The organism is Micrococcaceae bacterium Sec5.1, from assembly GCA_039636795.1.
GTDB lineage: Bacteria > Actinomycetota > Actinomycetes > Actinomycetales > Micrococcaceae > Arthrobacter.
Map to the genome: position 1 here is coordinate 5,054,488 of CP143430.1, position 14,089 is coordinate 5,068,576.

Annotated in this window: 11 protein-coding genes; 7 read left to right on the plus strand and 4 right to left on the minus strand. The window is 62.5% G+C overall.

Annotated elements, in window-relative coordinates; genetic code table 11:
• Positions 1 to 32 precede the first annotated feature (32 nt).
• Positions 33 to 1,613 carry a cytosine permease gene (locus VUN82_23130; GenBank protein XAS71929.1) on the plus strand — a complete coding sequence of 527 codons (1,581 nt, stop codon included), beginning with the start codon at positions 33 to 35 and terminating at the stop codon, positions 1,611 to 1,613.
• Positions 1,610 to 2,557 (plus strand): polysaccharide deacetylase, encoded by a 948-nt coding sequence (locus VUN82_23135; protein XAS71930.1) that lies wholly within the window; start codon positions 1,610 to 1,612, stop codon positions 2,555 to 2,557. The genes VUN82_23130 and VUN82_23135 overlap by 4 nt, the downstream gene beginning before the upstream one ends.
• Positions 2,558 to 2,632: 75 nt before the next feature.
• Here VUN82_23135 and VUN82_23140 read toward each other — a convergent pair whose 3' ends face one another.
• The 3 genes from VUN82_23140 to VUN82_23150 form a co-directional block, all read right to left on the minus strand.
• Positions 2,633 to 3,136 (minus strand): DUF456 domain-containing protein, encoded by a 504-nt coding sequence (locus VUN82_23140; GenBank protein XAS71931.1) that lies wholly within the window; start codon positions 3,134 to 3,136, stop codon positions 2,633 to 2,635.
• Positions 3,137 to 3,294: 158 nt separating this feature from the next.
• Positions 3,295 to 4,485, minus strand: a complete 1,191-nt coding sequence (locus VUN82_23145; GenBank protein XAS71932.1) for an NADP-dependent malic enzyme — start codon at positions 4,483 to 4,485, stop codon at positions 3,295 to 3,297.
• A gap of 281 nt (positions 4,486 to 4,766) precedes the next feature.
• Positions 4,767 to 5,375 (minus strand): TetR/AcrR family transcriptional regulator, encoded by a 609-nt coding sequence (locus VUN82_23150; GenBank protein ID XAS71933.1) that lies wholly within the window; start codon positions 5,373 to 5,375, stop codon positions 4,767 to 4,769.
• Positions 5,376 to 5,657: 282 nt separating this feature from the next.
• On the opposite strand from VUN82_23150, the gene VUN82_23155 reads away from it, so the two are divergent.
• The 5 genes from VUN82_23155 to VUN82_23175 all read left to right on the plus strand — a co-directional run bounded on the left by VUN82_23155 (position 5,658) and on the right by VUN82_23175 (position 12,659).
• Positions 5,658 to 6,785, plus strand: coding sequence for a VCBS repeat-containing protein (locus tag VUN82_23155; GenBank protein ID XAS71934.1), 1,128 nt, complete (start codon positions 5,658 to 5,660; stop codon positions 6,783 to 6,785).
• A gap of 50 nt (positions 6,786 to 6,835) precedes the next feature.
• Positions 6,836 to 7,981: a VCBS repeat-containing protein gene (locus VUN82_23160; protein XAS71935.1), complete on the plus strand. Its 1,146-nt coding sequence runs from the start codon at positions 6,836 to 6,838 to the stop codon at positions 7,979 to 7,981.
• Positions 7,982 to 8,152: 171 nt separating this feature from the next.
• Positions 8,153 to 9,874, plus strand: a complete 1,722-nt coding sequence (locus VUN82_23165; protein ID XAS71936.1) for an FG-GAP-like repeat-containing protein — start codon at positions 8,153 to 8,155, stop codon at positions 9,872 to 9,874.
• A 142-nt stretch (positions 9,875 to 10,016) separates the two neighbouring features.
• Positions 10,017 to 11,300: a VCBS repeat-containing protein gene (locus tag VUN82_23170; protein ID XAS71937.1), complete on the plus strand. Its 1,284-nt coding sequence runs from the start codon at positions 10,017 to 10,019 to the stop codon at positions 11,298 to 11,300.
• Positions 11,301 to 11,420: 120 nt separating this feature from the next.
• Positions 11,421 to 12,659: an FG-GAP-like repeat-containing protein gene (locus VUN82_23175; GenBank protein XAS71938.1), complete on the plus strand. Its 1,239-nt coding sequence runs from the start codon at positions 11,421 to 11,423 to the stop codon at positions 12,657 to 12,659.
• On the opposite strand, the gene VUN82_23180 is transcribed toward VUN82_23175, so the two are convergent.
• Positions 12,656 to 13,960 carry an MFS transporter gene (locus VUN82_23180; GenBank protein XAS71939.1) on the minus strand — a complete coding sequence of 435 codons (1,305 nt, stop codon included), beginning with the start codon at positions 13,958 to 13,960 and terminating at the stop codon, positions 12,656 to 12,658. The genes VUN82_23175 and VUN82_23180 overlap by 4 nt on opposite strands.
• Positions 13,961 to 14,089 lie beyond the last annotated feature (129 nt).

A 14,089-nucleotide genomic window follows, 5' to 3' on the forward strand; every position in this document is an offset into this window, starting at 1 on the left:
GGAGTCCCTTTCACACACGGAGGATCTCCCTCATGCAAGACAACCTCTCCCCTGCGTCATCGCGGCCTGCCTCACAGCAGCCTGCTTCACCGCAGCAAGGCTCAGCGCAGTCAGGTCCGGCAACGGCGCCGGCCCATGACAGCGAAGCCTGGCTGCAGCCCATTCCCGAGTCAGACCGCACCCGCAAGGTTTCAGGCCAGTTCTGGATCTGGGCCGGCGCCAACCTTGCTCCCATCAACTGGGTGCTGGGCGCACTCGGAATCCACCTCGGACTAGGCTTCGCCGACACTGTCTTTGTGTTGGTCCTGGGCAACCTGATTGGCATGCTGCTGTTTGGCTGCTTCGTCCTCCTTGGCCAAAAGACCGGCGCTACGGGCATGGTCCTCGCCCGGGCTGCGTTCGGCCGTCGCGGCAACTACCTCCCCGCCGCGATCCAGGCACTCCTGGTCATCGGATGGTGCGCGGTCAATACGTGGATCATCCTGGACCTTGTCATGGCTCTCTTCGGAACGCTGGGCTGGGTGGATCCCACCGCAAAGAATTACGTCTGGAAGATCGGCGTCGCCACCGTCATCATGGCCGCCCAGGTTGCCATTGCCTGGTTCGGCTACAAGGCGATCGCCGCTTTCGAAAAGTGGACTGTTCCGCCCACCATCATCATCCTGGCCGTCATGTCCGCCGTCGCATGGATCGGCATGAAGATCGATTGGGGTTACGCAGGTCCAGCTGGCCACATCCTTGAGGGATCCGAGCGGATCGCTGCAATGAGCGCCGTAATGACCGCCATTGGCATCGGCTGGGGCATCACCTGGTTCACGTACGCCGCGGACTACTCGCGCTTCGTCAGCACTTCGGTTCCCAAGCGCAAGGTCTACCTGGCTTCGGTCCTTGGCCAGTTCATTCCCGTGGTTTGGCTCGGCGTCCTCGGCGCGAGCCTTGCCACCAACAGCGGCGAGATCGACCCCGGCAAACTGATCGTTCAGAACTTCGGAGTCCTTGCCCTTCCTGTCCTCCTCATGGTGTTGCACGGCCCCATCGCCACCAACATCTTGAACATCTACACCTTCTCAGTGGCCACACAGGCCCTGGACATCAATATCAATCGTCGCAAGCTCAACCTGTTCGTCGGCGTCTTCTCGCTGCTCGCCGTCGTGTTCTTCATCTTCCAGGAGGACTTCGCCTCGGTGCTCGATGCCTGGCTGATTGGCCTGGTTGCGTGGGTAGCTGCATGGGGCGGCGTCATGTTGGTGCACTACTTCTGGCTGGAGAAACGTTGGCCCGGAAAGGTTGAACGGCTCTTCGACGGCGTCGGGACCAAACGTCTCCCCGTGATCAACTGGGCCGGCATCGTCTCCTTGCTGGTTGGCATCTTCTGCACCTGGCTGTTCATGTACGGGCTGATACCAGTGATGCAAGGCCCCATCGCCGTGGCACTTGGTGGCTGGGATCTCTCATGGTTGGCCGGCGGACTTACCAGCGCGGCAGCCTACGCAATCCTCGGGCCGCGGGCACACCGAAAGTTTGTCCTTGCCGACTCTGACCACGTCTCCGTCACCCAAACTGCTCCGGGTGCTCCCGCAGTTCCCGTAGCCTCCGAAAGGACCACAGCATGAGCCAGCCCGCCTTCGCGGACTCCCTCCACCCGATCACGTGGCCAGAGGGCTTCAAAGCCGCAGCGTCCTTCACCTTCGACGTCGACGCCGAGTCCTGCACCATCGCCCACGAACCCTCCAGCACCCGGCGCATGTCCCTCATGAGCCACCAGTCGTATGGTCCAAAAATCGCCGTCCCGCGGCTCCTCCAGATCCTGGATCGACAGGACATCAAGGGAACGTTCTTCATCCCCGGATTCACTGCGGAGAGCTACCCGGATGTAGTACGCAGGATCGCTGACGATGGGCACGAAATCGCCCACCACGGCTACCTTCACGAGCCAATGCAGGGCATCGACGCCGCAACCGAGGCCAATTACCTGGACCGGGGTTTGGAAGCACTTGCCAGCGTCGCCGGTGTTCGGCCCGTGGGCTACCGGGCTCCTTGGTGGGAGTTGAACTGGCAGTCGCCCGCGCTGCTCGCGGACCGAGGCTTCCTTTACGACTCAAGCCTGCTCGACGGCGATGCTCCCTACCGCATGTCAGTGGCCGAGGACGATCCCCGGGACATCGTGGAGATTCCCGTTGATTGGGCCTTGGATGATTGGGAGCAGTACGCCTTCTACCCCGGCATCACGGGCAGCGGGGTCATCGAAAGCCCGGCCAAGGCCTTGGAAATGTGGACTCTTGAGGCCCAGGCGCACCACGCCCAGGGCAGCTGCTTCGTCCTGACCAACCACCCGTTCATCTCCGGTCGGCCGTCCAGGGCCGTCGCCTTGGAGCAGCTGATCGAACGGGTCAAGGGCCTCGACGGTATGTGGGTCACCACTCTTGCCGAGATCGCACAGCACACGAAGGACACAGTCCAGGAAATCCACACCCACGCCCGGATCGACGTCCCCTTGTTCCCAGGAGCCGGTGCTTCATTCCGCCCGGCCCAGGTACGGGTACCCACCCTCCAGTAACTCCTCGCCGAGATGGCAGCACGCCCCCATGTTCTGGCTGCACATGGGGGTCTGCTGCCATCTCGGCGAAGGTTCTTAACCGTTTACGGCGTTGATCCAAACCCCAATGATCCAGGTGCTCGCGGCGGCACAAGCAAGACCGAATTCCACGAGAATCCCGATGCCGGTCGCCTTGAGCGCGGCGCCGCTCGTACGGACAGCGGTGCGGAAGTCACGGGTCCGCTGGACCTCGCTCAGCAGGAGCCCGACGGCGAACCCCACCACGAGTCCGACCACCGGAATCAGGAACATCCCCACCACGCCAAGAACTATCCCAACCACAACAGACCTGTTGGGAATGCCGTGTTGTTTTAGTTTTCGCCCTGTGAGCACAGCACTGGCAGCCATCCCGGCCACTACGAACAGCATGCCGATGGCGAAGATCACCCAGCCGAGCGTTCCGGCGCCGCCCCAAATTGCCCACGCGAGGAGGCTCGCACCAATGAGGATGCTTCCCGGAAGGACAGGGATGATGGTCCCGGCAACCCCAACCGCAATGGCCAGACCGCACAGGATGGTCACAACGAGTTCGGCATTCATGGGCCCAAGTCTATGAGCCAGCAACGCGGGGTCACTTCTGGCCCCTTTGGGAGGCCAACATGGGCCACAAGTGACCCCGGGTTGCTTGCTAAAAAGCCACGACGGCGACGCTCCCCGGCATGGAGGCGTCGCCGTCGTCGGTGTTTGGTCGGTAACCGCTATTCGGTCACTGCTGCGGCAACAGCCGCGGTGACTGCCGGTGCCACTCGGGCGTCCAGCGGGCTCGGCACGATGTAGTCAGCGGAGAGGTCTTCCTCGGCCAGCTCAGCGATTGCGCGTGCAGCGGCGATCTTCATTGCGGGCGTGATGCGGCGGGCCTTGGCGTCCAGTGCGCCACGGAAGATGCCCGGGAAGGCCAGCACGTTGTTGATCTGGTTCGGGAAGTCGCTGCGGCCCGTTGCAACTACGGCCGCGTACTTCTGGGCAACCTCGGGGAGAACTTCCGGGTCCGGGTTGGACAGGGCGAACACGATCGACTGGTCGTTCATGAGCTTCAGGTGTTCTTCATCCAGCTTGGAGGAGGAAACGCCTACGAACACATCGGCGCCGGTCAGTCCCTCGCCCGGACCACCCGTGATGCCGCGGGGGTTGGTGCGCTGGGCCATGCGGGCCTTGACGCTGTCAGGATCGGCCACAAGATCGGCACGCTCAGCGTTGACCACACCCTTGGAGTCGAGCAGGATGACGTCCTCGATGCCAACGGCAAGAAGAATCTCGGCAATGGCAATGCCTGCGGCACCTGCGCCGGAGACAACGACCTTGAGCCCGGAAAGTTCGCGCTTGGTCACCTTGGCAGCGTTGGTCAGGGCAGCGAGAACCACGACGGCGGTGCCGTGCTGGTCGTCGTGCATGACGGGGCAGTCGAGTGCTTCGATGAGGCGCTCTTCGAGTTCGAAGCAACGCGGAGCGGAGATGTCCTCAAGGTTCACTGCACCGAAGCTCGGGCGGAGGCGGACCAAGGTCTCGATGATCTCGTCCACGTTGGTGGTGTTGAGAACCAGCGGGATGGAGTCGAGGTCGCCGAAGGACTTGAAGAGGGCAGACTTTCCTTCCATGACCGGGAGGGAAGCGCTGGGGCCGATGTTGCCCAGGCCCAGGACGGCGGTGCCGTCGCTGACAACAACAACCAGGCGCTCAGCCCAGGTGTGGGTGCGGGCGAGCTCGGGGTTGGCGTGGATCGCGCGGCTGACCTGGGCGACGCCCGGGGTGTACGCGATGGAAAGGTCACGCTTGTTGTTCAGGGGAACGGTGCTGGAAATCGTCAGCTTGCCGCCCTCGTGTGCTGCGAAGATCTCTTCTTCGCTCAGTACCAAGGCGTCATTGTCAGTAGCGATTGTCTCAATGGACACGTCTTTGTCTCCTCAGGCTAGCCGTGGACCCACGGCATGATTCGGGCAGGAACAGAACTGCTGGTTCGGACCAAGGGTGGCTGGCCCGGAAGGTGCATCTGCAGGTATGGGCTGCTAGCCGCTTCGGTACTTCCAGCGTAGGGAAGCGTGGAGGGTACAAGATTCAATACCAAGAGAGACGATTCGAGAGTAAAACGTTTGGGCAGATTCAAAAGTGATCCAGCTCACGCGAAAAAACGCATTCTCAAGAGCCGGTGGTCTAGACCGGAAGACCTATATCGTCATTCTCCGGTCAGCAGGCTGCACGCCTTCTTGAGGTCCTTTTCGGCTTCAAAGAGCGACAAGCGACGACACCGGACGGCCTGGACCAGACCACTGACCAGATGCAACAGAATCCTGGCCTTCGGGGCGTCATTTCCCGGCTCTTTGCTCAAGGAACCCACAACTTCTTCGGACAGGAGGTCAATCTCCCGCAGCAGCTGGGCCGTATCGCTATCCTTGCCGGCAGGCCGGATCAGGCAGTGCTCCACCCCGGGCTGCATGACCCTCAGGTGGAAGATCTCCATCATCAGACCTGACAAAGCATGGCCCTTGCCCTTCCTCTGGCGCACGCCGTCGCGAAGCTCGCGCAACTGCTGCCGGTAGACGGCCAACATCAGGTGCGCTGTGGAGGGGAAGTAGCGGTAAAGCGTGCCCAGCGGGACGTCCGCTTTGGCGGCAACGTCCGACAAACTCAAGGTGTCGAACTGACGTTGGGCAAAGCCCGCCGCTGTCTTCAGGATGCGGGCATAGCGCAGCTGCTGCCGCGGCGTGGTCGGTGCGGCAGCCATACGGGGCAACCCCGTCGTCAGATCAAGGGAGTACGGTTCCAGGGAAAACGGTTCGGGCATTTCCGGCGATCTCTTGGCAGGCTGGCAAGGAAACGGCCGGCTTGGGTCACAGGACCCGCGGCAGGCCGATCGCATCAATGATACGTGAGCAAAATGACCGTTTCCTGAGAGCGCCCCGCTTTGAACGCATCCCATGCCGCTCCCGGGAAAGGGCGGGTGCCACACATACACTGCAGGAAGATTACGGACAAACAACTGAGTCGCAGATCAGCTCGTTCTGGGCCCTCAAAACGGCATCAACGGCGACTCAGTTGGGTTGGCACGCACGGGAGGAAGACCACTATGGGGAATTTTCGACGTCGGATGGCAGCGGCGCTACTGACCGCCGCTGTGGCGGCGGTGGCACTGAGCCCCCTGCCGGCGTCGGGCGCGTCCAGCAACGGGCCGGACCCCGTAGTCATCGGCGATGCGTTTGTTGGCAAGACGCTAACAACCGAAATCGGCCCGTATACCTTCTATGGCTGCGGCGGCGGAAAGGGCCCGGACTTCACCGTCTACTGGACAAGGGACGGCTTCCTCGTGGCGGGCGAAACCGGGCGCAGCTACCTCCTGCAGCAGGATGACACGGGCGCGCGGATGGCCGTGCACCTGACCGCCAGCAAAACCGCCTGCGGAGGTGAAACCCTCCACAGCGACGAGACCGGACCCGTCGCCGCGCCCAACCGGGCCAACGGATTCACGGGCCGCAGCTTCGAACTCCTGACGCGTGGAAGCGACGGCTCGTTGATGCTGTACGGGAGGACGGGCGCCGCATGGGATGCCGCCCGCACCGTGGGCTGGGGGTGGAACGTCTTCAACCTCGTCCTCTCCCCTGGCGACTTCAACGGTGATGGCAAGAGCGACGTGATCGCACGGGATGCTGCAGGCACTCTTTATCTCTACGCCGGCGACGGAACCGGTGGTTGGAAGCCGGCCCAGACCATCGGCAAGGGCTGGAACATTTTCGACTCAATCGTCAGCCCCGGCGACTTCAATGGGGACGGCAACAACGACATCCTGGCCAGGGAACCTGGCGGCGCCCTCTATTTGTACCCCGGCAATGGTTCCGGAGGCTGGCTGGCGAGGACCGCCGTCGGGCAGGGCTGGCAGGTGATGGACGCCCTGCTGACGCCTGGCGATTTTAACGGCGACGGCAAGGTGGACGTGTTGGCGCGCGACCGCAGTGGCTACCTGTATTTCTATGGCGGCAATGGGGCGGGTGGCTGGACGCGGTCGTGGCTGGTTGGCGTCGGCTGGAACGTCCTCAAAGCCGCTGGCGCCGCCGGTGATTTCGACAAGGATGGCTTCCCGGACGTTTACGGCGTGGACCAGCAGGGCCGCCTGGTGATCTATTACAGCGATGGCCGGACGGGATGGCGCACATCCCAGGTGGTGGGCAGCGGCTGGGGCGGCTTCACAGCAATCTTCTAGCTGAGTCCCAGCCGCGGTAAGATTAGCCGCATAAGTCTGGGGAGGACACAATGAACGCTCTATCATGCCGTGCATCAGGCGTGCGCCGAGCGGTAGCCGGGATTGCGGCCGCGCTTATTGCCGCCGTGGCTTTCGCCCCGGCACCTGCCATGGCAACCATGGACCCCACAGATCCCGTGGTTCACGGTGCGCCGTTTGTTGGCTCCACGCTCAGCGTGGAGATCGATCCTGCTTCCTACCGGGGCTGCGGCCAGGCCGCTGGCCCCGACTACCACATCTACTGGACCCGTGACGGCGAGCACGCTGACGACCACACGGAGTGGTGGAATTACAGGCTCACCGAAGAGGACCGCGGCAAGACCATCGCCGCTTACGTCGCCTCGAACTATCCTTGTGACCCCATGGAAGTTGGCAGCGCCGAGACTGTAGAGATCTCCGCCTCCAACCGGGCCAACGGCTTCACCGGTCGTGGCACCTTCGAATTGCTTGCCCGCCGCGCAGACGGCACCCTCATGCTGTATCCCCGCGTTGGCGGGGCCTGGGAATCCGCCCGGACCGTTGGACCCGGCTGGAATGGTTTTGGGACCGTCCTCTCCCCCGGCGACTTCACTGGGGACGGCAACAACGACATCCTCGCCAAGGACTCGGCAGGGAACCTCTTCCTCTACGCAGGAACCGGAGATGGCCGGTTCTCCGCAGGCCGCCAAATAGGCGCGGGATGGAACGTCTTTAACTCGATAGTCTCCCCTGGCGACTTCAACGGGGACGGCAACAACGACATCCTCGCCCGCGACTCCGGCGGTCTGCTCTACCTCTACCCCGGAAACGGCGACGGCGGCTGGCTCACTCGGTCCGTCATCGGCAGTGGCTGGAACGTGGTCAACAAGATCGTCACGCCCGGCGACTTTGACGGCGACCACAACGTGGACATCCTGGCTCGCGACACCTCAGGTGCCCTGCGCCTGTACAAGGGCAATGGAGCTGGCGGCTGGGCAGGCATGGCCGTGATTGGGCAGGGTTGGAACGGCATGGCAGCCATTGGCGCCGCCGGCGACATCGACGGTAACGGCAATGTAGACGTCTATGCAGTGGACGGATCCGGCCAGCTGCTGGCCTACTACGGCGACGGCGACGGCGGCTGGAACGGCGCCCAAACCATCGGCTGGGGTTGGGGCGGGTTTAACGCCTTGTTCTAGGGATTGGGGGATACAATGACGACTTTTTCTTCCGTGCGGCCGGCGGCTTTTGTGCATTCGGCTTTTGTGCGTTCGGTACGGACGGGTTTTCACATCCTTCTAGCCATCCTCCTGTGCTCTGCGCTGGCAATTGCAATCCCGCCTCCCAGCGCTACGGCTGCGGGACCAAACGTGCCGCTTCCCACGGTGGTCACCCGTACTTCGCCGGCCACGGTGGGTCCCGGGAGTGTTATCTCTTTGTCCTTCACCCTGAGCGGTCCCGCGAAGGAAGTAGGTTTCACCTACGTCAATGAAGACACCTTGGAGCAGGCCACCCTCTACGGACCTACCAGCCAGCTGTCCGGGCCCTACAGCGCGCAAGCCAAAGTGCCCGTGGACGGGAGCGCCTTCCAGCGAACCGGGCGCTACAAACTCCTCAGCGTCAACATCCTGCTCCCCTTGGGTCAGGGGGTTGTCCGCTACGGCCGCGACGGCAACATCCTCTTCCTTTCGCAGGGGCTGGAAGCACCAACCCAGCGGCCGGGGGCCTTGGACGGCGTCGACTTCGCCGTCAACAATCCCAATTTCCCGCTGGTGGACAATCCAAATATCAAGCCGCCAACCATCACCGGCGTAGCCCGCTACGACCAAGTGTTGACCACGGACAACGGCTCTTGGACCCAAACGCCCACCGGCTTCGCCTACCAGTGGCTGCGCAATGGCCAGCCGATCCCTGGAGCCACACTCAACACTTACCGCATCGCAGAAGCAGACCTGGACCAGACGCTGTCAGTACGGGTCACGGCCACGCGGGCAGGCTACCGGGCTGTCTCGGCGTCGTCGCTCCCTCTGACTCCCACGTCACCCATCACAGCAACCGCTCCTACCCTCCAGGGCAAGCTGATCGTGGGCGAGAAGCTCACCGGCGTCTTCAACGAGGGCAGTGTTTCCAGTGGGACAGTCGGCGGGCCCGTAAGCGTCAGGTATGAATGGGTGCGCAACGGTACGGTGATCAGCGGTGCGACGACGAAGACATACACCCTTCAGGCGGCGGATCGTGGCGCCGTCGTTGGGTTCCGGGCAGTAGCCCAAGCTGGCAATCCAGTGACGGCCACCCGCCCGTTTACGGTTTTCGGCCGCACCGTGATTCGGAACAAGCCGCACACGGCAGGTTTCGACGCCGGGGCCTCCATGGACCTGTTCGCGCGGAATGCTGCGGCGGACCTGCTCCTGTACCCCACTGACGGCGCTGGCCACTGGCAAACTCCCCGGACTATCGGCTTTGGTTGGGGCGTGTTCGATATCGTCTTCAACGCGGGCGACTTTGACGGAGACGGTTTCAATGACGTCATCGCCAGGGATCACGATGGGTCACTCTTCCTGTACCCGGGCAACGGGACTGGCGGCTGGCTTCCACGCAAGCAAATCGGCTGGGGCTGGGACGTCTTCGATTCCATCATCGCCGCAGGCGACTTCTCCGGCGACGGCAACAACGATGTCCTCGCCCGCACTCCCTTGGGCGCCTTGGTGCTGTACCCCGGCAACGGCACGGGCGGCTTCAAAGCCCCCGGCGCCGTGGGCCAAGGGTGGGACGCCCTCAGCCAGGTCTTCTCGCCCGGGGACTTCGACGGCGACGGCAACCCTGACGTCCTGGGCCGCGACAGCACCGGAAACCTGCGGCTCTACGGTGGCAACGGCAACGGCGGATGGACAACCGCCCGGTCCATTGGCACAGGCTGGAACGTCATGTCCCGCATTGGTGGGGCCGGCGATTTCAACGGAGATGGCTTCAACGACGTCTGGGCCATCGACGCCGCCGGCCAACTGAACGTGTACTACGGCAGCGGCATCGGAGGATGGAAAGGCGCCGGAGTTGTTGGCTGGGGCTGGGGCGGGTTCACGGCGGTTTTCTAAGCCGATTTTGGTTGCGTTTTCGGCTTGACTTGTCTTTTGCTTGAATTTTTGCCAGCAAATTCCCAGACTGTCGGTGTCTCCATGTACTCTCAAGTCACTTACACGCGCCGGCCATCTGCGACCGGCCTGATTTGGGGGAACCATGGGGAGCACTCCTCTGCGCCGCGTGCGCAGCTGGCTGGCCGCATTTATGGGCAGCGTTATTTTGGTCGGCGGGCTGGGTTTGGCACCCGCAGCCCATGCCGATGACACGTTCGCACCGGTACCTGTAGCGGTCTCCACGACGCCAGACGCGATCAGCGGTGGAGGGCAGGCAACATCACACGTTACCTTCCAGGCATCCGGTCCGATTACCGACGTGTACGTCCTGTTCCGGAATACAGCAACGGGTAAACTCCACACGACGATGACGCAGGGCTCGTACAGCACCGCTGATTCGACGTACTCGTTCGACGTCTTCTTTGCACAGGGGACCCCGCCGGGAACATACCTTGCCCAGTACATGCAGATTCAAACCGCCGCTGGTCAGGAAGTTGGCTACTGGCGCGACGGTTCCTTGATCCACAACCCCGGCAACCTCCCCTCGTCCGGAACTGCGGCTGTGGCCTTGGATGCCTTGGACTTCAACTACGTGACTCCCGTAGACATCGATCGTCCCCACACGTCCGGCTTCTACCGCGCCGAGTATTGGGATTCGTACACGATGAGCCTGTTCGTCCGGGACTCCTGGGGCCGCCTCGGCTTGTTCCCCACCGGTGGAAATGGCACGTGGCAGCAGGCATATGAAGTCGGCTCGGGGTGGAATATCTTCAACACGATGTTCGCTGCCGGCGACTTCAACAACGACGGCGAGAATGACGTGATCGCCCGTGACAGCGCCGGCTCGCTCTTCCTCTATCCAGCCGGCTGGCACGGCGGTTGGTACCCGAGACAACAGATCGGTTGGGGTTGGGGAATCTTCAGCACCATCTTCGCGGCAGGCGACTTTAGTGGAGACGGCAACAACGACCTCCTTGCCCGCAAGGCTTCCGGTGAGCTCGTGCTGTACCCGGGCAACGGCCAAGGCGGATTCCTGGCTGCTTCGACGATTGGGTGGGGATGGGGCGGCATGACTTCGGTGTTCTCCCCGGGTGATTTCGACGGCGACCACAAGCCTGATGTGCTGGCCCGCGACGGCGCCGGAAACCTCGTCTTCTACGGTGGCAATGGCCATGGCGGCTGGACCACCAGCCGTGTGATCGGCCAGGGCTGGAACGCCATCACCAAGCTCGGCGGCGCTGGGGACTTCGACGGAGATGGCGCCAACGACGTCTGGGGCATCGACACCTCGGGTCAGATGCGCATGTACTACGGCAACGGCTCAGGCGGCTGGAAGGGCTCCGCTGTAGTTGGCTGGGGCTGGGGCGGCTTCAACGCTGTCTTCTAGGGCTTTATCTCGTTGGAAGGGGCCCCGACCGGATTGATTGGGCGGGGTCCCTTCTTTAGCACTGCATGACCCTTACTACCGCCGGTTGGATCTCATCCAACCCATCTCTTGGAGGATTTCTTGGAGCCCTGTACTCCTTCACCCAACGTCGCGCCACGGCTGCGCCGTTTACTGTCAATCCTGACCGCGTCCCTGGTGGCGGGTCTTCTTGTGGCTCCGGCCCTGCCTGCACATGGTTCCATAGCGGCGGTTGGAGTGCCTTCCCGCTTGGTATATATCAACGGCACACCCCAACTGGGCGGCGATCCAACCGTCGGCGGTTTGCTAAAGGTGGACATCTCGCAGACGTTTGCCCATGTTTCACCTGAGGGAGGGACTCCGTCCGTTTCTTACTCCTGGACCAGGGATGGAGTGGTGATTCCTGGAGCAAGTGGCCTAACGTATCTCGCCACATCAGCTGATTTGGGACGCGTAATAGCTGCGAGCGTTACCATCGTCTACGACGCCGACTCGCAACTCACTGTCCAGGCAGCCAACCCGTTGCGGGTTGCGGCAGCGGCGCGCGCCCGCGGATTCAATGGGGACGGCACACTTGATATCTTCGCCCGTGACTCCTCCGGCCGTTTGTTGCTCTACCCCACGGACGGACACGGTAATTGGCAGGCAACCCAAGTGATCGGTTGGGGTTGGAACAACTTCGACCTGTTGGTCTCTCCCGGTGATTTCGACGGCGACGGCACAGTGGACGTCATGGCGCGGGACGCCCAGGGACGGCTTTTCCTCTACCAAGGAAATGGTTCGGGAGGGTGGAAGAAGGCTTTCCAGGTCGGCCAGGGGTGGCAGGGATTCAAGGACCTTGTGGCGCCCGGCGACTTCAACGGAGACGGCACAAACGACATCCTGGCGAAAGACAACTCGGGCAATCTTTTCCTCTATCCGGGGAACGGTCGGGGTGGATGGCTCTCCCCATACAAGATTGGGCCGGGGTGGGAAAGCTACTATGTCGTCGGTGCCGGACATTTCCTTGGCACTTCGGACCTTGTTGTTCTCACCCGCCCTTTCTGGGGAAACCTGGAAGTGCGAACCACACAACGAAACGGGTGGTTTGAAGAATATGGCCTGCCTGGTGGTTTTGCTGGCTCCATCGGTTGGGGCTGGGAATCAGTGGCACGCATCGGCGTAGCCGGTGACTTCAACGGGGACGGAGACTCCGATGTCTACGGAATCGACAGCGCCGGCCGCCTGACAATGTATCTGGGCGATACCTCGGGCATACGCCACTCCGGCATCTACGGCTATCGGTGGAAGGCTTCCTCTGTAGTCGGTTGGGGTTGGGGCAACTTCACCGCCGTCTTCTAGACAACGCTCTTAATCTTCACTACGAACACCGCACCCAGCAGCCCGATGACGGCGGCGGCTACGTACAGCGAGACGTAGCCGCCCCAGTACGTGACAAACGGGAAAGCAATCAGCGGGGCAACCACCTGCGGCAGCGAGTTCGCCACATTGATCACACCCAGGTCTCGGCCACGGTCCAATGCAGTCGGCAGGACCTGGGTGATCAGGGCGAAGTCCACGGCCAGATAGGCTCCAAAACCGATGCCCAGGACAATCGCGCCCGTAATGGCGCCGGCCCACGTCGGCGCAAACCCGAGAATCAATGACGCTATAGCGATGATCACGGACGACGCGATGACCAAAGGCTTCCGCTTGCCCATCCGGTCGCTCAATGTTCCGCCGATCACGCTGGTGATGATGACCATCACCGCGTAAAGACCGGTCAGGATAAGCACTCCGAACGCAGGTTCGATGCCCTCGGTTTCCTTCACGTGCACGGCATCGCTGAGGAAGAACAGCAGATAGAGCGTGACCATGTGGTTGCCAATATTCACCAGCAAGCGCGTGAGCCATGCCCAGGCGAAATCCGGGTAGCGTTTCGGGGAGACCCAGAAGCCTTGGAAAAAACGCACAAGACTGAACGGTGGACGCGCCTGGGCTGGAAGCGGCTGGTCGTCATTCTTGAACAGATAAAGCACGACGCCGGCCAGCAGCGCCGCTGCACACACCAGGTAGCCTGCGGCAAAGTTTCCAGCCACGACGGCGGCAATCACCGCGCCTGCCAGGATGCCAACTGTTTGTCCCATGGCTGCCAAACCACCGACAGTGCCGCGTTGGGGCACTGGAACGCGGTCTGGAATCGCCGCCGTGATGGCAGCGTAAGCGCCGTTGCACCCGGTCTGCACCAAGCACCACAGCACCGTCATGACTGCGACGTTCGGCGCTCCCGCCAGTCCTACGAGTGCCACTGCCCCTAGGATCGCTCCCACGAGGACCCACGGAACGCGGCGTCCGAAGCGGGACACAGTCCTGTCACTGAAAGCGCCGAACAAGGGGTTGGCCACCAAAGAGACGGCAGCGCCGCAGCCCGTGACCAGAGCGAGGATCGCTTCTTTTTGGGCTTCGTCAAAGTGCGCCGCCTGCTGCCCAAGGAGTACCTGGATGGGGCCGAAGAATGCCGCATTGATGCCCACGTTGATGAGCACGACGCCAGTAATCCACAGGGTGCGGACCCGGTCCACTGGTTCGGCGAGAGCTGTGGCCGTGCCGCCCCGGACTATGGCGGGGTCCGGTACAGGACCAGGCAGGTCGGACAGGCTCATGGCAGGTTCCCCCTAGATTGAACGTCTGGATTCAGATTAGCGCGGGTGAAGGGCATGGAACCGAAGTTCAGCTCAGTTATCCACATAGCCCACGACGTGCCCGTGCCGCTCACGTGGCGCACGCGTTAG

Coding starts and splice junctions, on each gene's coding strand:
- VUN82_23155 (XAS71934.1), top strand. CDS start 5,658: ATGGGGAATTTTCGACGTCGGATGGCAGCGGCGCTACTGACCGCCGCT.
- VUN82_23135 (XAS71930.1), top strand. CDS start 1,610: ATGAGCCAGCCCGCCTTCGCGGACTCCCTCCACCCGATCACGTGGCCA.
- VUN82_23170 (XAS71937.1), top strand. CDS start 10,017: ATGGGGAGCACTCCTCTGCGCCGCGTGCGCAGCTGGCTGGCCGCATTT.
- VUN82_23180 (XAS71939.1), bottom strand. CDS start 13,960: ATGAGCCTGTCCGACCTGCCTGGTCCTGTACCGGACCCCGCCATAGTC.
- VUN82_23130 (XAS71929.1), top strand. CDS start 33: ATGCAAGACAACCTCTCCCCTGCGTCATCGCGGCCTGCCTCACAGCAG.
- VUN82_23160 (XAS71935.1), top strand. CDS start 6,836: ATGAACGCTCTATCATGCCGTGCATCAGGCGTGCGCCGAGCGGTAGCC.
- VUN82_23140 (XAS71931.1), bottom strand. CDS start 3,136: ATGAATGCCGAACTCGTTGTGACCATCCTGTGCGGTCTGGCCATTGCG.
- VUN82_23150 (XAS71933.1), bottom strand. CDS start 5,375: ATGCCCGAACCGTTTTCCCTGGAACCGTACTCCCTTGATCTGACGACG.